The organism is Paenibacillus fonticola DSM 21315 (assembly GCF_000381905.1).
Taxonomy (GTDB): domain Bacteria; phylum Bacillota; class Bacilli; order Paenibacillales; family Paenibacillaceae; genus Fontibacillus; species Fontibacillus fonticola.
The window spans coordinates 102,894-125,878 of sequence record NZ_KB907259.1; the positions used below are offsets into that span (position 1 = coordinate 102,894).

The window sequence follows — 22,985 nt, forward strand, 5'->3', positions numbered from 1 at the left end:
CAAACGGAACAGAACTGAAGTCCTCTGGTCTATGTTCACCCGGATGAACGAGTACGGCTTCGCGTTCGTCCTGCCGCATCGCTTGGCGGTCTCACTTCGACGAACCCCTATAGGTGTTCTCATCCCCCGGGACGCAAAAAAACTCTCCCGATGGAGAGTTTGTATACGTCCCAGAAGGGATACTCGCGCTCCGGCGCGAGACTGCGTTCGTCCTGCCGCATCGCTTGGCGGTCTCACTTCGACGAACCCCTATAGGTGTTCTCATCCCCCTGGACGTAAAAAAACTCTCCCGATGGAGAGTTTACTATACGTCCCAGAAGGGATACTCGCGCTCCGGCGCGAGACTGCGTTCGTCCTGCCTCTGCGCTTGGCGGTCTCACTTCGACGAACCCCTACAGGTGTTCTCATCCCCCTGGACGCAAAAAACTCTCCCAAAGGAGAGTTTACTATACGTCCCAGAAGGGATTCGAACCCCTGACCGACGGCTTAGAAGGCCGTTGCTCTATCCAGCTGAGCTACTGGGACATAACAAATAATAAAAACGCAAGCAAAAAATATTTTATCACAGCCAATGTCATGAATCAATACTAAATTTGAAAAAAATTTTCCTAAATAATGATGAATCAGCCGCAGCAACAATAAAATCAGGAGAAGCCTTCAATGAAAGGCGGTCGTTTTCATGGGAAAAAATAGGCCGTTTAGCTTGGGAGAACAGACATTTTTAACTTCCAATATGTCTATGCTATAATCTCAATATTGTAATTATGAAACAAAGGAGGTTGCGCATATCAGCAATTCTCGACCTGGCGAAAAGGACAACATCGTACTGTTTCCCAAAACATTAGACTACTACCAGATTGAACTCACGCGCATGCTGGAAACGGAGCGATACCGTGAAGCCGCTGAACTTTTGCAATTTCTGCTTCAATGCCAGGGGCAGGATCCGAGACATTATGATGAATGGCAGGCACTGCTGGATTGGCTGAATAGTGCTTTTCCTGCGTCTGGCCAAGACGGCATTCCTGAAGAGGAGCCTTATATTGAAGAGGAAATGGCTCGACAGCATGCGGAAGCAAAGCTGGCTGAAGATCATGATTATGCAAACAAGCTGCTCCATGCCGTGACGAACAAGCCATTATCCGAGCAAACCTTTCTTGCTTTGGAGCAGCTCGTTTATTTAGACCGGGCCGAGGTGGATGAAGTGCTTATAGAGTGGATTGAGCACAATGACTTGCATCCGCTGCTGCAGTATCGGGTGCTTCAAACCTTGCAGCGCCGGGGAATGCAGGGGACGCTTACCTTGTATCGCGGCGGCGAACAGGTGGAAATCGAGATTGAGGCCGTACCTCTTAAGCCAGAGCAATTTCCGGAACCGATTCAAGCCGTACTTGAACGTGTCGGCAATGAGACGCAGGTGCATGACCCAACGCTGTTTTATTTTGCCCAGGAGCTGTGGTCGCAGTTCATTATGGCGATCTACGGCACGAAAAATTACCGCTCGATGCTGGACGAGGAAGATGAGGTCATCGACATATGGGCTGCAGCATTGCACTTAATCGTATCAGACAGCCTTCCTGGCGGAAAAAGCGACGAAGAACTGAGAAATCTTTACGGAATAACGGATGATATGCGCTTAAGATTTGAACAGGCATACCGTTCGATGCGGCATTTTGTTGCAGCAGGGGCAGGAGGTTAACAGGTATTTTGGCAGCATAACAATGTCTAAGAACTACCGGGATCTGCTCTTGTAAAAAGATGTATTGTTGTTTATAATATAGTGGTTATTCTGAACGTGGACATAGAGACAGCTATACTGGAACCATGATAGCTGCTTTATCGCGATTCGGTTTCAGTATTTCAATATAGTAATATGTGAAATTTGGAGGGGAAGGCATAAAATGAAAGCAACTTGGGAAAAAATAGAGAAGAACCTCGGCGTTCTTGAGGTTGAAGTGGAAGCAGATCGCGTATCTGCTGCACTGGATAAAGCGTTTCAAAAAGTCGTAAAAAAAGCTAACGTACCAGGATTCCGTAAAGGTAAAGTACCTCGTCCTATTTTTGAGGCACGCTTTGGTGTTGAATCTCTGTATCAGGACGCGATTGACATCCTCCTTCCGGAAGTTTACAGCGAAGCGGTTGATCAAACGGATATTTTCCCGGTTGACCGTCCTGAAGTGGACGTAGAGCAATTTGCAAAAGGACAACCATTCAAATTCAAGGCAAAAGTAACAGTTAAACCAGAAGTTACACTGGGCGAGTACAAAGGTATCGAAGTGCCTGTCGAAGCCGTAGAAGTAACTGATGAAGAAATTGCTCAAGAGCTTGAGCGGCTGCAACAGCGTCATGCCGAACTCGTTGTCATCGACGAAGAAGCAGCACAAAACGGAGATACTGTCGTTATCGACTTTGACGGCTCCGTGGACGGTGTTCCGTTCGAAGGCGGCCAGGCTGAGCGCTATTCGCTAGAGCTTGGAAGCGGCGCATTCATTCCAGGCTTTGAGGAACAGGTTGTCGGCTTGGCAACTGGTGATTTCAAAGACGTTACCGTTACTTTCCCGGAGACATACCATGCGGAAGATCTCGCTAGCAAAGAAGCTGTATTCAAAGTAAAAGTACATGAAATCAAGCGCAAACAACTGCCAGAGCTCGATGATGAGTTCGCGAAAGATGTTAGCGAATTCGATACGCTGGAAGAATACAAAGCCGATTTGAAGAAAGAATTGCTTTCCCGCAAGGAGCAAGACAGCAAAGCAGCTCGCGAAGGAGTGCTTGTTGACAAAGTAAGCGAGAAGGCTGACGTTGAAATCCCTGAGTCGATGATCGAAAGCGAAGTTCAGAACATGGTGCGCGATTTCGACAACCGTCTGCGTTCCCAAGGTATGAATCTGGAAATGTTCCTTAGCTTCTCCGGTCAAACGATCGAGGATCTCCAAGGGCAAATGAAAGCCGATGCTGAGAAGCGCGTTCGCAACAACCTGGTTCTGGAGCAAATCGCGAAGGAAGAAAATATCGTAGCTACCGAAGAAGAAATCAACAAAGAGCTTAACGATATGGCGGAAGCGTACAAGCGTAGTCCTGAAGAAATCCGCAACATTTTGGCAGCAAACGGTTCGCTTGGCAGCCTGAATGAGGATGTAACTCTCCGCAAGACGATCGAATTTTTGATGGAGAATAGCAAAGAGGTTCCGGCGGAGAAGAAGGAAGAGGCGAAGGAAGCAGAAGCTGCTAAGGAAGACGCGGCTGTGGAAGCTAAAGAGGAAACAACCGAAGAGTAGAATTTTTCTGCTGTGAATGGTTGATGTGATTGAGGCTTTAAGTCCGAACATGATGAAAATGATTAAGGCACGTATATAAGATGCGTGCCTTAATTTTTCACCTTTTTAAAATACATATATTCCCAACGTTTTCCGGACAAGACTTCAGTTATATAATAAATTCAGGAAGTCATACACTGTATAGAATGAAAAATGACATGCGCCTTTGAACGTGATAGAATATTTCTGTAAGCGTAAGAATTTTAAAAGGAAAAGAGGTTGGTCGCATGAGTCTGGTACCTATGGTCGTAGAACAAACGAGCCGGGGAGAACGGTCTTACGATATTTACTCGAGACTTCTTAAGGATCGCATTATTTTTCTCAGCAACGCGATTGATGATGATGTCGCCAATCTCGTAATAGCCCAGCTGTTGTTCTTGGCGGCGGAAGATCCTGAAAAGGACATCCATCTGTACATCAATTCGCCTGGTGGTTCGGTTACTGCCGGGATGGGTATATATGATACGATGCAATACATCCAGCCGGATGTTTCTACCATTTGCGTAGGAATGGCCGCCAGCATGGGCTCGCTCTTGCTTACGGCAGGGGCGCCGGGCAAACGATTTGCTCTCCCTAACAGCGAAGTGATGATTCATCAACCGCTTGGTGGTATACGCGGTCAGGCTGCGGATATTAAAATCCATGCGGAGTGGATTATCAAAACGAGAGAGAAGCTGAATCAAATTTACGTGGATCGGACGGGTCAACCCCTTGAAAAAATCGAACGCGATACTGACCGCGACTTCTTCATGAGCGCGGAAGAGGCTAAGGCCTATGGGATTATCGACCAGGTCATTAGTAAGCCGATCAAATCATAAAGGGGTGTTTACATGTTCAAGTTCAACGATGAAAAGGGACAACTGAAGTGCTCATTTTGCGGCAAATCGCAGGAGCAGGTCCGCAAGCTTGTTGCCGGACCAGGCGTTTATATATGTGACGAATGTATCGAATTATGCACGGAGATCGTCGAAGAGGAACTCGGTCATGAAGAGGAATTGGATCTTAAGGAAATTCCGAAACCGAAGGAAATCCGCGATATTCTCGATCAGTATGTAATTGGCCAGGAGCAAGCGAAGAAATCGCTCTCTGTGGCGGTATATAATCACTACAAACGTGTAAATATACAGGGCAAGGTGGAAGATGTCGAGCTGCAGAAGAGTAATATTTTGCTGCTGGGCCCTACCGGCTCAGGTAAGACATTGCTCGCGCAGACGATGGCCAGAATTTTGAACGTTCCGTTTGCCATCGCTGATGCAACCTCTCTGACAGAAGCCGGTTATGTAGGCGAAGACGTCGAGAATATTTTGCTTAAGCTGATTCAAGCTGCGGATTATGACGTGGAAAAGGCGGAGCGCGGCATCATTTACATCGATGAAATTGATAAAGTGGCTCGCAAATCCGAAAATCCTTCCATTACGCGCGACGTATCGGGCGAAGGGGTCCAGCAGGCTCTCCTTAAAATATTGGAAGGAACCGTTGCTTCCGTACCTCCGCAAGGCGGACGCAAGCATCCGCATCAGGAATTCATTCAAATCGATACGACGAATATTTTGTTTATTTGTGGCGGTGCTTTTGACGGGCTGGAGCAAATCATCAAGCGTCGGATCGGCAAGAAAGTGATCGGCTTTAACGCGGTGAGCGAGGGCCAGAAGGATCTTAAGGCGGGCGAATATCTTTCCATGGTGCTTCCGGAAGATTTGCTTAAGTTCGGCTTGATTCCAGAATTCGTCGGCCGTTTGCCGGTTGTTTCTACCCTGGAACCGCTGGATGAGAAGACGCTTGTGCGTATTTTGTCCGAACCGAAGAATGCCTTGGTTAAGCAATATCAGAAGCTGCTGGAGCTGGATAATGTAGCTTTGTCATTTGAGCAGAAGGCTCTTGAGGCCATCGCTCAGGAAGCGATTAAGCGGAACACCGGTGCCCGCGGACTTCGGTCGATCATTGAAGGCATTATGCTGGACCTGATGTATGAGGTGCCTTCACGTGATGATATTACGGACTGCGTCATTACGGAGAAAGTGGTTCAGGACAAGACCGTTCCTGAACTGGAGCCGAAGAAGAACAAGAAGCAGGAAGAGAGCGCATAAGGCAGATTAGCCGTATCCGCTACAAAATAGATGTCAAGTTCTCCACCTTTGCAAGAGCGAACCGAGTTATCTCGTGACTTGCAGGGGTGGAGCTTTGACGTTATGGGAGAGACCTGAAATGACATTCTTGAGACAAGATACCCGGCCGGTTAAAGTCGGTAATCTGACGATCGGCGGCAGTAACGAAGTAATCATTCAAAGCATGTGCACCACCAAAACAGCTGACGTTACCGCTACGGTAGCGGAAATTCTTCGATTGGAAGAAGCCGGCTGTCAATTGGTCCGCGTGACGGTGAACAATGAGGAAGCTGCTGCGGCGATCAAGGAAATCAAGAAACAAATTCACATACCGCTGGTGGCCGATATTCATTTTAACTATAAGCTAGCTCTGCTTGCGATCGAGAACGGGATCGATAAAGTGAGGATTAATCCGGGCAACATTGGTCGCCGGGAGAAGGTTGAAGCTGTCGTGCAGGCTTGCAAGGAGAAGGGGATTCCTATCCGGATCGGAGTGAATGCAGGTTCCCTGGAGAATCATCTGCTTGAAAAATACGGCTATCCTACGCCAGAGGCTATGGTGGAAAGCGCCTTGTTCCACATCGGAATACTGGAGGAACTGGATTTTCACGACATTATCGTTTCGCTCAAAGCGTCTGATGTCCCAATGGCTATCGCGGCGTATTCCAAAGCGGCGGAAGTGATACCGTACCCGCTTCATCTAGGCATTACTGAAGCCGGAACCCTTTTCTCCGGAACCGTCAAAAGTGCGGCTGGCATCGGGGCGCTGCTGTCGATGGGCATCGGATCTACTCTTCGGATTTCATTAAGTGCGGACCCTGTGGAGGAAGTGAAGGTCGCTCGCGAGCTGCTTAAAACCTTCGGTTTGATTTCCAACGCCGCTACATTGGTGTCTTGCCCGACTTGCGGACGGTTGGATATCGATCTGTTTGCGATTGCGAATGAAGTGGAAGATTATATCGCTAATTTGAAAGTGCCGATTAAGGTTTCCGTGCTCGGCTGCGCCGTGAACGGACCGGGTGAGGCGAGAGAAGCGGATATCGGAATCGCCGGAGCGCGTGGAGAAGGTCTACTGTTCCGATACGGGGAAATGATTCGCAAGGTGCCGGAAGCTGATCTTGTATCGGAATTAAAGAAAGAAATTGATCACATTGTCGAAGTATATGAAGCGACAGGCGAAATTCCCGGACGCAAAGAGCACCGGGCGGCCAGCGCTGAAGTATAAGCGATTAGGGTGACTGCTTAATTGATGAACGAAGCTTGATGAAGAGAATCGTAGCAAGGTTAATCTGATATTGAGTCATAAATAGAACACCTCCTTATGAATGGGTCTCGACAACTTCATTCTAACTGAGGATTCTATCTATGGCTCCTTTTATTTTAAGAAACGAATTTACATAATTATAAGGAGTCAACTCAAAATCGGTGCACGAACTGCATGAAGTACATGAAATACATTTAGAGACGAACATCTTCCTTCTGTGCCAATTTAATCCAATCGGCGCTTTTCTTAATTTCATATTAGCTTTTATTTGTGTTTTATGAGGGGCGAATAGGGCAATACTACCATGTATCAGTAAAAGTGTGGGAGGCTCTGTATGATGGAACTGAATGTAATTTTGATGTCCGTTCAAATGTTTTTTGCCGTAGTGATTGGCCTTTATTTCTGGAATCAACTTCGGAGTCAGCGGGGAAACCGGACTGCGGTCGATAAAGAGTCGCGCAAAGAGATGGAGAAGCTGCGGAAATTGCGGGCGGTATCTTTGACGAAGCCGCTGGCAGAACGCACGCGTCCCGCTTCGATGAACGACATTGTTGGGCAAAAGGACGGATTACGCGCTTTGAAAGCAGCGTTATGCAGTGCCAATCCGCAGCATGTAATTATTTACGGGCCGCCAGGAGTGGGCAAGACGGCTGCGGCCAGAGTAGTGATGGAGGAAGCGAAAAAAAATCCGATATCCCCGTTTAAGGCAGACGCCAAATTTATCGAGATGGATGCCACGATCGCCCGATTTGACGAAAGAGGCATTGCCGATCCGCTGATTGGGTCGGTTCATGATCCAATATACCAAGGGGCCGGTGCAATGGGAGTTGCGGGAATACCGCAGCCAAAGCCAGGAGCGGTTACGAAGGCGCACGGCGGCATTCTGTTCATCGATGAAATTGGGGAGCTTCACTCCATCCAAATGAATAAAATGCTGAAGGTGCTGGAGGATCGCAAGGTGTATCTGGAGAGCGCCTACTATAACTCGGAAGACTCCGGGACTCCGGCCTATATCCATGACATTTTTCAAAATGGATTGCCTGCTGACTTTCGGCTGGTCGGTGCGACGACACGTTCGCCGCATGAAATTCCCCCTGCTCTGCGGTCGCGCTGCATGGAGATTTATTTCCGTCCGCTATTGCCGGAGGAGATTGCCCAAATTGCCGAGGATGCGGTGAAGAGAATTGGATTTCAGCCTTGTCCTGAAGCGATCGAGGTGATCAAAAAGTTCGCGACGAATGGGCGGGAAGCCGTCAATATGGTTCAGCTAGCCGCGGGGCTGGCCCTGACCGAGCAGCGGGATCATTTGCTGGCTTCCGATTTGGAATGGGTAGCTACGAGCAGTCAATTGGCTCCGCGTCCAGAACGGAAAATTAACGAGCAATCAGAGGTCGGTGTCGTTAATGGGCTGGCTGTATACGGCCCGAATATGGGGACATTGCTGGAGATTGAAGCGACGGCGGTACCAGCGCAAAAAGGAAAAGGCATCTACACGATTACGGGAGTTGTGGATGAAGAGGAGATCGGCGGAGGCAACCGGACGCTGCGGCGCAAGAGCATGGCTAAAGGCTCGGTAGAAAACGTGTTGACCGTACTGAAGAGCCTTGGCCTTCATCCGGCCAATTACGACCTGCATATCAATTTTCCTGGAGGAACCCCGATCGATGGCCCCTCTGCGGGAATGGCCATTGCGACGGCGATTGCTTCAGCGATCAAGCGGGTGCCCGTCGACAACCGGATCGCCATGACCGGGGAACTGGGCATACACGGGAAGGTGAAGCCGGTAGGCGGCGTTGTAGCTAAAGTGGAAGCGGCGTTTCAAGCGGGGGCGACGACCGTGCTTATTCCAAAGGATAATTGGCAGACGCTGTTTGAAGGTTTGCAAGGGTTAAGTGTAATTCCAGTAGAATCGGTGTCCGAGGTGTTCCGCCATGTATTCGGGCCCGAAGCAGAAAAAAAGTTCGGTCTGTCACTTGGGGGCGAGTCTTTTGTTCCTGCGCCGGTGCCATTTTTGCATGCGGAGTCCCCGCAAGGGGGAACGATGTAGTTAACTGCAAGCTGTACCGTACAAAAATAAGGCTCTACAGTCGAAGTGTTATATTAGGGCGGCTGCACTGTGCAGTCGCTCTTCGTTGGTGTTTTTATGTAACATTTGCTAAAATAGGACTAATATCTAACGAGAACGTATGGAGGTGCGAAAGCGATGGGATCCCATAAATCCAAAAGCCGTCGTTTTCCTTTATTGCCTTTGCGGGGCCTTCTCGTCTACCCGAGCATGGTATTGCATTTGGACGTTGGGCGTGAGAAGTCTGTAAAGGCGTTGGAAAAGGCGATGGTAGACGACAATTTGATTCTCCTCTGTTCTCAATCTGAAGTGAACATAGAAGAGCCGACCCAGGAAGATATTTTCCGTATTGGTACAGTAGCGAAAGTACGGCAAATGCTGAAGCTTCCCAACGGGACGATACGCGTACTGGTCGAGGGAGTAGAGCGCGCCGAAATTATCGAATATTTGGACAATGATGAGCATTACGAGGTCATTGCGGAGGAGCGTCCCGAGGAGGACTTTGCCGATCCGGAAGTAGACGCGCTGATGCGTACTGTGCTGACTCAATTTGAGCATTACATCAATTTGTCCAAGAAGGTGACGCCTGAGACGCTGGCTGCGGTATCTGATATTGAAGAGGCCGGACGCCTTGCTGATGTCATTACAAGCCACTTGTCGCTAAAAATAAAGGATAAGCAGGAAATTTTAGAGACGATTGATGTAAGGCGGCGGCTGGAGAAGCTGCTCGACATTTTGAATAATGAGCGCGAAGTGCTGGAACTGGAACGCAAAATTAGCCAGCGCGTCAAGAAGCAAATGGAGAAGACGCAGAAGGAATATTATTTGCGGGAGCAGATGAAGGCGATCCAGAAAGAGCTCGGCGAGAAGGAAGGCCGTGCAGGAGAAGTCGAGGAGCTTCGCGCTGAACTCGAGGAAAAGGAACTGCCGGAAAAGGTCCGGGAAAAGGTCGAGAAAGAAATCGATCGGCTGGAGAAAATGCCAGCCAGCTCTGCAGAAGGCGGCGTCATACGCAACTATGTGGACTGGTTGCTTAGTCTTCCGTGGAAGGAGAGAACGGAGGACGATCTTGATCTGGCCAAAGCTGAGCAGGTGTTGAATGAAGATCATTACGGTCTCGATAAGCCGAAAGAGCGAGTGCTGGAATATTTGGCTGTACAGAAGCTTGTTAAGAAGCTTAAGGGTCCTATTTTGTGCCTTGTAGGGCCTCCAGGGGTCGGAAAGACCTCACTTGCCCGCTCGATCGCCCGCTCTCTAGGCCGTGAGTTTGTACGGATTTCCCTAGGCGGTGTAAGAGACGAAGCGGAAATCCGCGGACATCGCCGTACTTATGTAGGTGCGATGCCGGGCCGCATCATCCAAGGGATGAAAACGGCCGGCACGCTTAATCCGGTATTTTTGCTCGACGAAATCGACAAGATGGCCTCTGACTTTAGGGGCGATCCATCTTCCGCGCTGCTTGAAGTGCTGGATCCCGAGCAAAACAATACGTTCAGCGATCACTTCATCGAGCTTCCGTTTGATTTGTCTAACGTCATGTTTGTTACGACGGCGAATGCCGTTCATAACATTCCGCGTCCGCTACTGGATCGGATGGAAATGCTCTATATTCCCGGCTACACGGAGCTGGAGAAGCTGCAGATTGCCTCCCGTTATTTGCTGCCGAAGCAGCAGCGCGATCACGGTTTGACAGCGGACCAGCTTGTCATTGGCGAGGACAGCCTGCTTCGTACGATCCGCGAATATACCCGCGAATCCGGGGTGCGCAACTTGGAACAGCAGGTGGCTGCCTTGTGCCGCAAGGCGGCCAAGAAGATCGTATCGGAGCACGTGGAGCGAATTGAAATTGAGCCCGACGATATCAAGGACTATTTAGGCGTCCCGAAATATCGCTACGGTGTAGCTGATCTGGAAGACCAGATCGGCACGGTTACCGGGCTGGCTTGGACGGAAGTCGGCGGCGAAACCCTCGTCATCGAGGTGACGGTCGTGCCGGGTACCGGGAAGCTGACGCTGACCGGAAAGCTTGGCGACGTGATGAAGGAGTCTGCTCAGGCGGCTTTCAGTTATACGAGATCCCGGGCGTCAGAGCTGAATATTCCGCTTGATTTCCATGAAAAGAACGATATCCATATTCATATTCCGGAAGGAGCGATTCCGAAAGACGGGCCTTCTGCCGGCATTACGATCGCCACGGCGCTGATTTCTGCGCTCACGAACCGCTACGTATCCAAGGACGTGGCGATGACGGGCGAGATTACGCTGCGGGGGCGCGTGCTGCCGATCGGCGGCTTGAAGGAGAAATCGCTGGCTGCCCACCGGGCGGGCTATAAGAAGATCCTGCTCCCTAAAGACAACGAACGCGATCTGCGGGATATTCCAGACAGCGTGAAGGAAGATGTCGAGTTTGTTCCCGTATCCCATATGGATCAGGTGCTGGAGCATGCCCTTGTAGACCAATCCGGGATTCATTAGAGAGGAATTCACCTATGAAAGTAACGAATGCAGAATTTGTGATCAGTGCTGTACGCCCTGATCAATATCCAGGAGATGCCCTGCCGGAGATTGCTCTGGCCGGGCGCTCCAACGTTGGCAAGTCATCCCTGATCAACCGGATGATTAACCGCAAGAACCTGGCACGTACGAGCTCGACGCCGGGAAAGACGCAGCATTTGAATTATTACCGTATTAATGACCAGTTGTATTTCGTCGATTTGCCAGGCTATGGCTACGCCAAGGTGTCCAAAACGCTGCGTCAAGTATGGGGCCAAATGATTGAGAAATATTTGCTGGAGAGGGAGCACCTGAAATTGATCCTTCTCGTCATCGATTTGCGGCATCCTCCGACCAAAGATGACGAAATGATGTATGATTGGCTGAAGCATTATGATTTGCCGGTATGTGTTGTGGGGACGAAAGCCGATAAAATCCCTAAATCGCGCTGGCAGAAGCATGTGAAAATTGTTAAGGACTCTCTTGTTCTTAGAGCGAGGGATCATTTCGTCATGTTCTCTTCTGAAGAGGGGATCGGCAAGGACGAGCTGTGGAGCCATATCAGCCGTCATATCATCCATGGGGACCCGGAAGAGCAGCAGGGAGTATTAGATTGAAAATTTTAAGAATCAGATGGATGATGAAGGGATTTGAAGAAGTTTCAGCAGGAAAGTGAGCATGCAGGGGGATTTTTGCAGCTGAGAACGGCTTAAACCGTTTTTTTCTGAAATTTGGCAGGAATTCACGTTTTGAACGCTGAGCAATACCTTGAATGAGTAGTGTATAATTATAATTAAGGATTGCTAAAAGAATTGAGGAGATTTTTATGGCTCAGCGGTTAGCCACAGAATATGTTAACGCCAGTTTGCGGTTGTCGGAAGTTCAGATGTCTCAGTTTATTCACAAAGTGTACGATCCTCATGTCCGCCAGCGTGTGAAGGTGCTGGATAATGGCGGCCAAGAGGTGGTGCTGGAGGATGACAGCGGAGAAGAAGTCCATCTGCCTTTTGACCGTAAGGACGGTTATTATGTCTGTGAATTGTCTTTCCGCTTGGAAAAACCCCATTTAACAAACGTAATGCGCCTTTTATTTGCGGCTTTTAAAGGTTCTGGTATGGTTACACGCATTTATAACGGATTCATGATGATGTATTATTATCAAGAGGGCCGTGTACGTAAAATTGTAGAGTATTCCCGTGATTCCTACAAATTAGTTTATGAGCATAAGGATACGGTCGGTGAGCTGCAGCGTATTTATCGCAACAATGACGTTGAACAGGAGATTGAAAAGATTCACCGCGACGTAAATTCTCTTCTGGATCGACGCTTTGTGGCCCAAGACTCGGCTGCTGTAAAGCAAATTGACGAACAGCTTCGCAAGCATACCCGCCGTTTGTTCATTCTGGAAGCTTGAACAGGCAATGTAAATTGCCTTCTGGACTTCTGTCACAAGTGACTAGGGAATGACATAAAGTGGTAAGGAAAACTACTCTAAATATAGGGTAGTTTTTTTTCCGGACAATGAAATAAACTTTTTTTGCGAAAAGTGTTGCAATTGTCACGGATAGATGGTATTTTTAATCTCGTTGAAAAGAATATAGGAACCAGGATTCACTCAGGACATGGAGATGTTGCGAGAGATTTTTCCCTCGGGAAGTGAATGACGTAGGTCCTAGCGGATGAAATTTTTTCAAACATTTTATTCCTAGGAAGGGGGAACCGAAGGATGGAATATTCAACTTTCGGAAGACACGTTGCTGTTGATACTTGGGGAGTCGACTTTGAGGTACTGAACAATGCAGAGCTGTTGCAAGCTCATTTGGTGGAAGCTGCTGAATCTTGTGGAGCAACGGTATTGTCCGTGCAATCCAAACAGTTCGAACCGCAAGGTGCCACGGTACTTGTGTTGTTGTCGGAGAGCCATCTCTCGATTCATACGTATCCTGAGAGAGGGTTTGCTGCTATTGATTGCTATACTTGTGGGGAGACGGTTGATCCTCAGTTGGCAATCGATTACCTGGTGTCCGTATTGAAACCGGAGAAAATGTACGCGAAGAAAATTATTCGCGGGTTAGGCGAGCTTGAAGTAGTAACGCCTGACATGAAACAAGTGGAGCTTGTATAAACTTATATAAAGAAGAAATTGATGACTCAGTGGTTTCGTAACTTATTGATTACGGAAAATTGGGTAAAATAAGATAACCATGGAGCAATTCCATGGTTATTTGTTTTATGGGAAAAATTTGCTTATCTTTGCTCATCTTCATAAAGAGTTCATAAAAAGCTCACTAAATGCACCGGAGAACACGCTAGTCGTGTGATATAATTAACATAGTTTATTTTCGGTTGATGATGTAACATCTTAACAAGGCAGGTGAACTTGCAATGCACATCGTCGTAGTCGGGTTGAACTATCGAACAGCGCCTGTGGAAGTCAGAGAACGTTTTACTTTTGCCGAACGGGATTTACCGCAAGCGTTGCAAGAGTTGAAACGCACCAAGAGTGTATTGGAAGGCGTCATTATAGCAACCTGCAACAGAACAGAAATTTACGTAGTAGTTGACCGTTTGCACATGTGCGGATATTTCATCCGCAGCTTCATGGAGCAGTGGTTTGGTATTCCCAGACAAGAGTTTACACAGCATTTATATATGTATGAGGATGAGCAGGCGATCCGTCATTTGTTCCGGGTAGCTTGCGGTCTTGATTCTATGGTCCTTGGTGAGACACAAATATTAGGACAGGTTCGCAATGCATTTTTGCTGTCCCAAAGTGAAAAGGTGACCGGTACTTGGTTTAATATGCTCTTTAAACAGGCGATTACGCTTAGCAAGCGGGCTCATTCCGAGACGGCGATCGGAGAAAGTGCCGTTTCGGTAAGCTATGCCGCTGTTGAACTCGGCAAACGGGTATTTGGCAGCTTTGAAGGCAAGAAGGTGCTTATACTCGGCGCTGGAAAGATGAGTGAGCTGACGGCGAAGCATTTAAGCGGAGGAGGAGCTGCCGAAGTGTTGGTAGCCAATCGTACCTTTGGCCGTGCACAGGAACTTGCCGCCAAATGTGACGGTATTCCTTGCTCGATGCAAGAGGCTATGCAACGCCTTCAGGACATTGATATTTTGATTAGTTCTACTGGTGCGGAGGGCTATGTTATTACGTCTGCTCAGGTAGCGCACAGTATGAAGCAGCGGCCCAACCGTCCGTTATTCATTATCGATATCGCCGTTCCTCGGGATGTCGATCCATCGATTGGAGAACTGGACAATGTGTTCTTGTATGATATCGATGATTTGGAAGGCATCGTGGAGAGTAATATGGAAATGCGCCGCGGCGAAGCTCTTAAAATCGACTGGATGATTGAAGAGGAGATGGGTGTGTTCGCCAACTGGCTGCAAACGCTTGGAGTCAGACCGGTCATTCGCGCGCTGCAGGAGAAATCGTCCTCGATTCACGAGAGCACGATGGAAAGTCTATTCAACAAGCTGCCTGAGCTGGATGAACGGCAGCGGAAAGTTATCCGGCGGCTAACGAAGAGCATCGTGAATCAAATGATGCATGATCCGATTAATCGGATCAAGGAAATGGCCGGTGAAGAGCATGGAGCGGACGCACTCGACATGTTTGCGCAAATTTTTGCGCTGGAAGAACAGGTGGAAGTTTTGACGGCTTCCTCAATTTCCTCTTCAACCGCCTCATCATCTGCATCTTCGTCATCAGCAACGCCTTCGCCACAAGTTCCAGCGGATAACAGGAATACGGCGGAAGAAGCTGCTTCAAGTCAAGAAGAGAAACGTGCAGACAAGGAAGAGACATACGTTGAGAAACAAGCTGCTCTTTCACTCGTGCAGGTATCGGTTTAAGGTTTAAGGTTACGTGATTGAATATATGATGGGATCGTCATTGTATGCCCTGAGCCTTCTGTTTTTTTTCCTGGTTGCATTAGGGTGCAATCGGGAAGCGAAGCGGAAGGGCGCAGGGCTTTTCTTATGTCTGTTCAGCTTGTTCCGCCGGCTCCTTTTAATGACGTGGAAAAATCGGGAATGGTAGGTTATGCTATCATTACAGGTTTACGCAAGGCTTACGATATAATCTAGGTTCACTAAGTGAAAGTGTAACCAAGGAATGGTGATCAACATGCTGCCGCATTATATTCCGCTAATGCTGAACTGTACGGGCAGACGCTGCGTCGTTGTTGGCGGCGGTGAAGTTGCTGCGCGGAAAGCAGCTGCGCTTATAGCTGCATCTGCCGATACGATCGTGATTAGTCCGTCACTGGCGCCGCATTTGATGGCGTGCTATGAGAAGGGACAAATGAAATGGAATAACCGGAACTACCGGGAAGGGGATTTGAAAGGGGCCTATCTCGTTTATGCTGCTACGGACAAGGAGGAAGTCAATGCGGCTGTCGTAAAGGAAGCAGAAGGCTGGGGAATTCCAGTGAACGATACAAGCGATGGTATGCGTGGCACTTTTATAACACCTGCATCTTTTCGTCGGGGCGGGCTAATTGTTGCTGTATCTACGTCCGGCGCCGGTCCCTTGGTATCCCGCAAGCTCTGTCGCGAAGTAGATGCAGCATTTGGAGATCATTACGAAGCTTATATAGATTTTTTAAGTAGGGTCAGGGGGCAAATTAAAGACCGTGTGCATGATGCTGAAAGGCGCAAGTCTCTTTATAGGTCGCTGGCTGAAATGGATATACTAGCGCAAATTCGGGAGGGCTGTTTCCGGCCCTGGAGTGATGATGAGCTGGCATCTTGGATTGAAGCGGAACAGGAGGAAAGAGAATGAACAAACGAACAATTGTAGTTGGAACGAGGCAGAGCCAACTGGCCCTAACTCAAACCGGGCATGTGATCGAAGCATTGAAGGCAATTTGTGTGGAGCATGGGCTGCCCTATGATTTTGAAATTCGCAAAATTGTTACGAAGGGTGACCGCATTTTAGATGTGACCTTATCGAAGGTCGGCGGCAAAGGATTGTTTGTGAAGGAAATCGAGCAGGCGATGCTAAGCGGTGAAATTGATTTGGCGGTACACAGTATGAAGGATATGCCTTCTGTACTTCAGGATGGTCTCATAACCGGAGCAATTCCGCTTAGAGTTGATCCGCGGGACGCGCTGATTTCCCGGAACGGACTGAGCCTGGACGAGCTTCCGGAAGGAGCCAAAATTGGTACAAGCAGCTTGCGCCGCTCCAGCCAGTTGAAGAAGTACCGTCCGGATCTTAAGTTGGAGTGGATCCGGGGGAATATCGATTCCAGACTGCGTAAACTGGAGAGCGAAGGCTTCGATGCCATAATTCTGGCTGCCGCAGGGCTGCACCGGATGGGCTGGGAAGAACGCATTACTTCTTTATTGCCCGTAGAGATATGTTTGCCTGCAGTCGGACAGGGGGCGCTCGGTATTGAATGCCGCGAGGACGATGCTGAGGTGCGTCATTTACTGTCCTTGTATAATGATCCAGATACAGCGTTAACGGTAGCGGCCGAGCGGCAATTTTTGCGTGTGCTGAACGGCGGCTGCCAAGTTCCGATTGGAGCTTATGCGACCTTGGAGCCGCATGGGGAACATGAGGAGCAAGCTGGCTTGGATACGCCTGCGCCTCGTATCGTTTTGACAGGGCTAGTAGGAACGCCGGATGGACGCCTTGTCCTGAAGGAAAGCTTGACCGGGGAAGATCCGCTGCAGCTGGGACAAGAATTGGCCGATAAGCTGATCTCCAGAGGGGCAGATGAAATTTTGGCGGAAGTCAGGGAGTGAGCGATGGGATGGCTGGCAAAGTATATTTAGTCGGGGCGGGACCCGGCGATGCAAGACTGATCACAGTGAAAGGGCTGCAGTGCCTGGAAAAAGGGGATGTCGTCGTTTACGACCGCCTGGCTAATCCGAGCTTGCTGAAAAAGATGAAGTCCGGCGCGGAGAAAGTGTACGTGGGCAAGCTTCCCGACCGCCATACGATGAAGCAGGAGGAGATCAACCAACTGCTTGTCGATTTGGCATTGACCGGAAAGACGGTTGTACGTCTTAAAGGCGGTGATCCGACGATTTTTGGCCGGGTTGGCGAGGAAGCCGAACTGCTGCGCAAGCATGGAATCCCTTATGAAATTGTGCCCGGAATTACGGCAGCGATTTCTGTCCCAGCTTATGCGGGCATTCCGGTTACACATCGGGACATGGCTTCTTCTCTGTCCATCATTACGGGGCATGAGAGCCCGGAGAAGCTCGACAAGTCCATCAACTGGGAGAAGGTCACGAATGCGACGGGAACGCTCATTTTTATGATGGGGGTTGCCAAGATCGGTTATATCAGCAGACAGCTAATCACTTATGGCAGGTCTCCGGATACGCCGGTCGCCCTTGTCCGCTGGGGTACCCGCGCGGAGCAAGAAACATTGACCGGCACGCTTGAGGATATCGAACGAAAAGTACAGCAGGCGAACTTTCAGCCTCCGGCTGTGATTGTCGTCGGTGACGTTGTCAACCAGCGCGAGCATTTGAAATGGGCAGAAACGCTGCCTTTGTTCGGTAAAAGAGTGCTGGTGACACGCTCCCGCAGCCAGGCCAGCGAGCTTGCCGCCGAGATCGAGGAACTGGGCGGGGAGCCGTACGAGTTCCCCGTAATCGAAATGCGGCTGCCCGGCAATGCGGATCAGCTTGCTCATACGGACGAAGCGCTAAGCCGTCTTCATGACTATGATTGGGTATTCTTTACGAGCGTCAACGGCGTAGAGTATTTCTTCATGCATCTGGAAAGACTGGGACAAGATATCCGTTCGCTGCATAAAGCGAAAATAGCCGCGGTCGGCCCGGCAACGAAGGAAGCGCTGCGCAGCCGCGGGATCGCCGCCGAAGAGCTGCCTGGGCAATATCAGGCGGAAGGAATGTTTGAGGCGTACGGCGGCCAAATGCAGGCCGGACAGCAGGTGTTGCTGCCGCGCGGCGATCTCGGGCGGTCATGGCTGCCCGAAGTGTTGAGCGAGCAGGGTCTGTCCGTTACGGATGCTGTAATGTATGAGACCGTGCTAGCGAGTGAGGAAGATGATGAGCTTTTGAAGCTCATCGAAGAGGGCGGCATCCACGTCGTGACCTTCACAAGCTCATCCACCGTAAGAAACCTGATCGCCGCTTTGAAGGGCATGGGGCTCGCCGATCCAGTTCAAGCTCTTGCAGGCGCCGTTATCGCTTGTATCGGCCCGCTTACCGCGCAAACCGCGAGAGAGGCCGGCTTTACCGTCGATATTATGGCTGAGGAATCTACGATAAGCAGCCTGGTCCAATCCCTTTGCGACTGGCGGGCGAGCATTCGCGATTAACTAGGCGGTAGCACTCATACTTTATATTTTTTGAAAAGCGACGGTAAGCTCATCCCAGGGGGGACAGCGCCGGTACTGTAGTCAGTAGCAGGAAGAGGCACAACGCCAAAGTAACTAATCCCTGCGCTGCAGTGAGCGTATCCCCGTAGGGACAGCGCCTTTCACAGCTAGCCTAACTCATATACAGCTAAATAAACTCCACCCACCCAACAGCAGGAGCGCCAAACGTAGAGCGGGCCCGTCAGGGCGGGAAGCGACTGATTGCACGCAGCCTTCCCGGGAGCGTCGACCGCTGCAGAGTTGAGCAGAATGTTTACCCAGGTTACCCAGGGGCGCCAAAAGTAAGACGTACCCGAAGGGGGAAAAGCGTTCCACGCACCAAACCTAAGCGCATCCCCGTGAGGGGACAGCGCCGGTACTGTAGTCAGTAGCAGTAAGAGGCACAACGTAAAAGTAATTAATCCCTTCGACGCAGCGAGCGTATCCCCGCAGGGGAGAGCGCCACTTACGTCCAGCCTAACTCATATACAGCTAAATAAACTCCACCCACCCAACAGTAGGAGCGCCAAACGTAGAGCGGGCCCGTCAGGGCGGGAAGCGACTGATTGCACGCAGCCTTCCCGGGAGCGTCGACCGCTGCAGAGTTGAGCAGAATGTTTACCCAGATACCCAGGGGCGCCAAAAGTAAGACGTACCCGAAGGGGGAAAAGCGTTCCACGCACCAAACCTAAGCGCATCCCCGTCAGGGGACAGCGATGCAGGAGCGCCTCTGCTTCTCCAACGTTATTCCAATTGCGGGAGTCCAGAGGGCGCAGCCCTTGGAGCCCTCCCTTACGACAAGGGAGGGTTTGGGTGGGATGGGAAAAATAAAAAGGAGGATTATACGCCATGACATTTCCAATAGTTAGACATCGCCGTTTGCGGCAATCCGCAGGGATTCGCAGCATGGTACGTGAAACGGTATTGACGGTGGACGATTTCGTCCAGCCGATATTCGTAACATATGGGCAAGGAATAAAGAATGAAATCTCTTCTATGCCAGGTGTGTTCCATTTTTCCTTGGATCAGCTCCAGGAGGAAGTCAAGGAAATTGTCGAGCTGGGCATTCCGGCAGTGCTGTTATTTGGCATCCCGGAAGAAAAGGACGGCGTAGGCACATCCGCATTCATAGAAAATGGCATCGTGCAGGAAGCCACGCGGCGAATTAAATCATGGTATCCCGAGCTGCTGGTCATCGCCGATACTTGCCTGTGCGAGTTTACGGATCATGGCCATTGCGGCATGGTTCACACCTTTGAAAGGGATGGACACGTATGCGGAGACGTATTGAATGACGAATCGTTGGAGTTGCTTGTCAAAACGGCCGTATCTCAAGCTCAAGCAGGCGCCGATATTATCGCACCGTCGAATATGATGGATGGTTTTGTGCAAGCGATTCGTTCCGGTCTGGACGAAGCTGGCTTCAGCCAAGTACCGATCATGTCGTATTCTGTAAAATATGCTTCGGCATTTTATGGTCCTTTTCGAGAAGCTGCCGATTCGGCGCCGCAGTTCGGGGAACGCAAGACGTATCAAATGGATCCGGCCAACGCCCGGGAAGCGCTGCGTGAAGCGGAGACGGATGTGCTCGAAGGGGCCGACATGCTGATGGTCAAGCCGGCGCTCGCCTATATGGATATTATCCGGACGCTGCGCGATCAGTTTGATCTGCCTATCGTAGCGTATAATGTAAGCGGCGAATATTCGATGGTCAAGGCTGCCTCTGCACAGGGATGGATTAACGAGCGGGCAATTGTAACAGAAATGCTGCTCGGGATGAAACGTGCGGGAGCAGACATCATCATTACTTATTTTGCGAAGGATGCGGCCCGTTGGCTGCGCGATAGATAATAGTGCCAGAAATGATGCTAAAGGTAATGCCAGTGGTATTCAGGTAATTACATTACCGTGGGTATTCAACTGGAGGCATTGAACAGGCAAACGGCAAGTAAGTGGTAGGTATTCGACCGGTAGGCGGTAGACGAGCGATAGGCAAGCGGTCGGCAAGCGGTCGGCAAGCCGGAAGTGAAAGCAAGCTATAAGGAAGACAATGGGGATTATTGCATAAATCAATGATGAAGCAGGGAGTGTGACGTCAATGAGTACAACTATCGGACGGAAGAGTGAGGAGCGGTCCCATCAAGCATTTGAAGCGGCGAAAAAAGTGCTGCCAGGCGGAGTGAACAGTCCAGTTCGTGCTTTTAAATCCGTCGGGCTAACGCCGATTTATATCGACCATGGGATTGGTTCGCATGTTTATGATATCGATGGCAACAGCTACATCGATTATGTTGGATCATGGGGCCCGTTAATTATGGGACATGCTCATCCAGAGGTAGTTAAAACACTGCAGGAAACGGCTGCAAAAGGCACGAGCTTCGGGGCGCCGACCTTGCTTGAGACGAAAATGGCACAGCTCGTCGTGGAACGCGTACCCTCTATTGAAATCGTACGGATGGTCAATTCCGGTACGGAGGCTACGATGAGTGCGATTCGTCTTGCGCGCGGTTATACAGGACGCAACAAAATTATTAAATTCGAAGGCTCATATCATGGCCACGCCGACAGCTTGCTTATTAAAGCCGGCTCCGGTGTGGCTACGCTGGGGCTTCCAGACAGCCCGGGCGTTCCCGAAGGCGTTGCGGCAAACACGGTTACGGTTCCTTACAACGATCTTGAATCGGTGCAGCTTGCTTTTGAACGTTTTGGCGAGGAAATCGCCGGCGTTATTGTTGAGCCGGTAGCGGGCAATATGGGTGTCGTCCCGCCGCAGCCTGGCTTCTTGGAAGGCTTGCGCCGCATTACGACGCAATACGGCAGCTTGCTTATTTTTGACGAAGTGATGACCGGCTTCCGGGTCCACTTAAACTGCGCTCAAGGACTGTATGGGGTTACTCCGGATTTAACCTGTCTTGGTAAAGTGATCGGCGGCGGGCTTCCGGTCGGGGCATATGGCGGTAAACGCGAAATTATGGAGCAGATCGCTCCGTCCGGACCGATTTATCAGGCCGGTACATTAAGCGGCAACCCGCTTGCGATGACGGCTGGATTTACCACGTTGTCCCTGCTGACCCCGGAAGTTTACGATCGGCTGGAGCGGCTCTCCGCCAAACTTCAGGCAGGCCTGGAAGCCAATGCGAAGGAAGCGGGAATTCCAAGCGTGATCAATCGTGTAGGTTCCATGGTATGCCCATTCTTTACGAATGAGCAGGTAGTAAACTATGACACGGCTAAGAACAGTGATCTGGATCTTTTCCGCCGCTATTTTGCTGCACTCGTCAAGGAAGGAATCAGTATCGCTCCATCTCAGTTCGAAGGCATGTTTGTATCCGGCGTACACACCGAGGAAGATATTGATGCTACGATTGAGGCGCACCGGCTGGCGCTGCAAAAATTGTGAGTCCGCCTATTTCCGGGCAAAGGCGGGGGGAATGGCTGGAGCTTATGCCCGGCAAACTTCCGCCGCTGGAAGGGGGGGACCGCTTTGCGGCGGTCTTGGCCTGGCTGGAAGGCACACTAGGCCTTCCGGCCAAGCTGCAGCGATCCCTCATAGCCGAGGACGGAATTAAACTGGCTGGGGACCGGCTGCGTTTACGGCTGTTCCCGCCAAAGACTTCACAGTATGAGCCGTTAGCGCCAAAGGAGCCTTTAACGATACTTTTTGAGGATGATTTCTGCCTTGTCGTACATAAACCCGTAGGCATCAAGGTCCATCCCGATGGACACGGCTGTTCGCCGACCTTAGCGAATATGGTCGCGGCGATGTACTCGGAACGCGGCGAGCCAGTTGCGCCCGAGCATATACACAGGCTGGATGAATTTACGTCCGGCCCGGTTCTTTATGCCAAAAACGGCTATGCCCAGCTAAAGTTGAATGCGGCGATGGCGCGCAAGGAAATCGGCCGGGTCTACGTCGCGCTCGTACAAGGCGTGATCAGTCCTTCGCTTCATGTAATCGATCAGCCAATCGGTAAAGATCGCCATCATAATTCGCGGCGGCGTGTATCGCCATCGGGTCAGCCTGCGGTGACGCATGTTGAGCTGCTGGAGGCGTATCCGGCCGCTAGCCTCGTTCGGCTTACGCTTGGGACCGGGCGTACGCACCAAATTCGCGTCCATCTCAGCCATGCCGGACATCCGTTAATAGGGGACGCACTGTATGGGGGAAGCACTAAGCTGCTTCCCCATCAGGCTCTCCATGGCGAAAGCTTGACCTTCACACATCCTTTGACAGGAGAGAGCTTGCGGGTGTCGGACCCTTGGCCTCCAAACTGGGATCGGCTTCGCGAACAGCTCCAGCGCAAGTAAAGCTGCCATGAAGGACCTGCAGATCCGGGAAAAAGCAGGCATGCACTCCTTTTTCAAGCATATAAATAAAACGAGCGATGA

At 50.3% G+C, this 22,985-nt stretch carries 18 protein-coding genes and 1 tRNA gene; 17 read left to right on the forward strand and 2 right to left on the reverse strand.

All coding sequences use genetic code 11. From position 1 onward, the window contains the following. The coding region (locus G358_RS33695; RefSeq protein ID WP_205621545.1) for a hypothetical protein at window positions 1-237 on the reverse strand (237 nt) is incomplete at its 3' end. A gap of 214 nt (window positions 238-451) precedes the next feature. Continuing rightward, a tRNA-Arg gene (locus tag G358_RS0116040) sits at window positions 452-525 on the reverse strand. Between the two features lie 346 nt (window positions 526-871). Here G358_RS0116040 and G358_RS0116045 point away from each other — a divergent pair. From G358_RS0116045 to G358_RS0116130, 17 genes are all read left to right on the forward strand, one after another. Continuing rightward, window positions 872-1,696 (forward strand): hypothetical protein, encoded by an 825-nt coding sequence (locus G358_RS0116045; RefSeq protein ID WP_019638257.1) that lies wholly within the window; start codon window positions 872-874, stop codon window positions 1,694-1,696. Between the two features lie 202 nt (window positions 1,697-1,898). Beyond that, a complete protein-coding gene (gene tig, locus G358_RS0116050; RefSeq protein WP_019638258.1) occupies window positions 1,899-3,275 on the forward strand; it encodes a trigger factor in 1,377 nt (458 codons plus the stop codon). 266 nt (window positions 3,276-3,541) lie between these two features. Continuing rightward, the gene (clpP, locus tag G358_RS0116055; protein WP_019638259.1) at window positions 3,542-4,132 is read left to right on the forward strand and encodes an ATP-dependent Clp endopeptidase proteolytic subunit ClpP; all 591 of its coding nucleotides are present in this window, start codon (window positions 3,542-3,544) and stop codon (window positions 4,130-4,132) included. Window positions 4,133-4,144: 12 nt separating this feature from the next. After that, a complete protein-coding gene (gene clpX / locus G358_RS0116060) occupies window positions 4,145-5,401 on the forward strand; it encodes an ATP-dependent protease ATP-binding subunit ClpX (RefSeq protein WP_019638260.1) in 1,257 nt (418 codons plus the stop codon). Between the two features lie 118 nt (window positions 5,402-5,519). Beyond that, the gene (ispG, locus tag G358_RS0116065; protein ID WP_019638261.1) at window positions 5,520-6,644 is read left to right on the forward strand and encodes a flavodoxin-dependent (E)-4-hydroxy-3-methylbut-2-enyl-diphosphate synthase; all 1,125 of its coding nucleotides are present in this window, start codon (window positions 5,520-5,522) and stop codon (window positions 6,642-6,644) included. Between the two features lie 376 nt (window positions 6,645-7,020). After that, complete coding sequence (gene lonB, locus G358_RS0116070) at window positions 7,021-8,730, forward strand: ATP-dependent protease LonB (RefSeq protein ID WP_026342297.1); 1,710 nt, start codon at window positions 7,021-7,023, stop codon at window positions 8,728-8,730. A 156-nt stretch (window positions 8,731-8,886) separates the two neighbouring features. Next, entirely contained in the window at window positions 8,887-11,223 is a 2,337-nt protein-coding gene (gene lon / locus G358_RS0116075; RefSeq protein ID WP_019638263.1) for an endopeptidase La, read from the forward strand. Between the two features lie 14 nt (window positions 11,224-11,237). Then, window positions 11,238-11,858, forward strand: a complete 621-nt coding sequence (yihA, locus tag G358_RS0116080) for a ribosome biogenesis GTP-binding protein YihA/YsxC (RefSeq protein WP_019638264.1) — start codon at window positions 11,238-11,240, stop codon at window positions 11,856-11,858. Window positions 11,859-12,067: 209 nt separating this feature from the next. Beyond that, window positions 12,068-12,655 carry a hypothetical protein gene (locus tag G358_RS0116085; RefSeq protein ID WP_019638265.1) on the forward strand — a complete coding sequence of 196 codons (588 nt, stop codon included), beginning with the start codon at window positions 12,068-12,070 and terminating at the stop codon, window positions 12,653-12,655. A gap of 312 nt (window positions 12,656-12,967) precedes the next feature. Continuing rightward, window positions 12,968-13,366 (forward strand): adenosylmethionine decarboxylase, encoded by a 399-nt coding sequence (speD, locus tag G358_RS0116090; RefSeq protein WP_019638266.1) that lies wholly within the window; start codon window positions 12,968-12,970, stop codon window positions 13,364-13,366. A 260-nt stretch (window positions 13,367-13,626) separates the two neighbouring features. Continuing rightward, a complete protein-coding gene (hemA, locus tag G358_RS0116095; protein WP_019638267.1) occupies window positions 13,627-15,102 on the forward strand; it encodes a glutamyl-tRNA reductase in 1,476 nt (491 codons plus the stop codon). A 262-nt stretch (window positions 15,103-15,364) separates the two neighbouring features. Beyond that, window positions 15,365-16,033, forward strand: coding sequence for a precorrin-2 dehydrogenase/sirohydrochlorin ferrochelatase family protein (locus G358_RS0116105; RefSeq protein WP_019638269.1), 669 nt, complete (start codon window positions 15,365-15,367; stop codon window positions 16,031-16,033). Next, complete coding sequence (gene hemC / locus G358_RS0116110) at window positions 16,030-17,004, forward strand: hydroxymethylbilane synthase (protein WP_019638270.1); 975 nt, start codon at window positions 16,030-16,032, stop codon at window positions 17,002-17,004. Before G358_RS0116105 ends, hemC begins: the two co-directional genes overlap by 4 nt. An 8-nt stretch (window positions 17,005-17,012) precedes the next feature. Beyond that, window positions 17,013-18,557, forward strand: a complete 1,545-nt coding sequence (gene cobA / locus G358_RS0116115; protein ID WP_019638271.1) for a uroporphyrinogen-III C-methyltransferase — start codon at window positions 17,013-17,015, stop codon at window positions 18,555-18,557. Window positions 18,558-19,445: 888 nt separating this feature from the next. Further along, entirely contained in the window at window positions 19,446-20,447 is a 1,002-nt protein-coding gene (gene hemB / locus G358_RS0116120) for a porphobilinogen synthase (protein WP_019638272.1), read from the forward strand. Between the two features lie 247 nt (window positions 20,448-20,694). Next, window positions 20,695-21,996, forward strand: a complete 1,302-nt coding sequence (gene hemL, locus G358_RS0116125; protein ID WP_019638273.1) for a glutamate-1-semialdehyde 2,1-aminomutase — start codon at window positions 20,695-20,697, stop codon at window positions 21,994-21,996. A 44-nt stretch (window positions 21,997-22,040) separates the two neighbouring features. Continuing rightward, window positions 22,041-22,904, forward strand: coding sequence for an RluA family pseudouridine synthase (locus tag G358_RS0116130; protein ID WP_019638274.1), 864 nt, complete (start codon window positions 22,041-22,043; stop codon window positions 22,902-22,904). Window positions 22,905-22,985 lie beyond the last annotated feature (81 nt).

Coding starts and splice junctions, on each gene's coding strand:
- G358_RS0116045 (WP_019638257.1), top strand. CDS start 872: ATGCTGGAAACGGAGCGATACCGTGAAGCCGCTGAACTTTTGCAATTT.
- tig (WP_019638258.1), top strand. CDS start 1,899: ATGAAAGCAACTTGGGAAAAAATAGAGAAGAACCTCGGCGTTCTTGAG.
- clpP (WP_019638259.1), top strand. CDS start 3,542: ATGAGTCTGGTACCTATGGTCGTAGAACAAACGAGCCGGGGAGAACGG.
- clpX (WP_019638260.1), top strand. CDS start 4,145: ATGTTCAAGTTCAACGATGAAAAGGGACAACTGAAGTGCTCATTTTGC.
- ispG (WP_019638261.1), top strand. CDS start 5,520: ATGACATTCTTGAGACAAGATACCCGGCCGGTTAAAGTCGGTAATCTG.
- lonB (WP_026342297.1), top strand. CDS start 7,021: ATGGAACTGAATGTAATTTTGATGTCCGTTCAAATGTTTTTTGCCGTA.
- lon (WP_019638263.1), top strand. CDS start 8,887: ATGGGATCCCATAAATCCAAAAGCCGTCGTTTTCCTTTATTGCCTTTG.
- yihA (WP_019638264.1), top strand. CDS start 11,238: ATGAAAGTAACGAATGCAGAATTTGTGATCAGTGCTGTACGCCCTGAT.
- G358_RS0116085 (WP_019638265.1), top strand. CDS start 12,068: ATGGCTCAGCGGTTAGCCACAGAATATGTTAACGCCAGTTTGCGGTTG.
- speD (WP_019638266.1), top strand. CDS start 12,968: ATGGAATATTCAACTTTCGGAAGACACGTTGCTGTTGATACTTGGGGA.
- hemA (WP_019638267.1), top strand. CDS start 13,627: ATGCACATCGTCGTAGTCGGGTTGAACTATCGAACAGCGCCTGTGGAA.
- G358_RS0116105 (WP_019638269.1), top strand. CDS start 15,365: ATGGTGATCAACATGCTGCCGCATTATATTCCGCTAATGCTGAACTGT.
- hemC (WP_019638270.1), top strand. CDS start 16,030: ATGAACAAACGAACAATTGTAGTTGGAACGAGGCAGAGCCAACTGGCC.
- cobA (WP_019638271.1), top strand. CDS start 17,013: ATGGCTGGCAAAGTATATTTAGTCGGGGCGGGACCCGGCGATGCAAGA.
- hemB (WP_019638272.1), top strand. CDS start 19,446: ATGACATTTCCAATAGTTAGACATCGCCGTTTGCGGCAATCCGCAGGG.
- hemL (WP_019638273.1), top strand. CDS start 20,695: ATGAGTACAACTATCGGACGGAAGAGTGAGGAGCGGTCCCATCAAGCA.
- G358_RS0116130 (WP_019638274.1), top strand. CDS start 22,041: ATGCCCGGCAAACTTCCGCCGCTGGAAGGGGGGGACCGCTTTGCGGCG.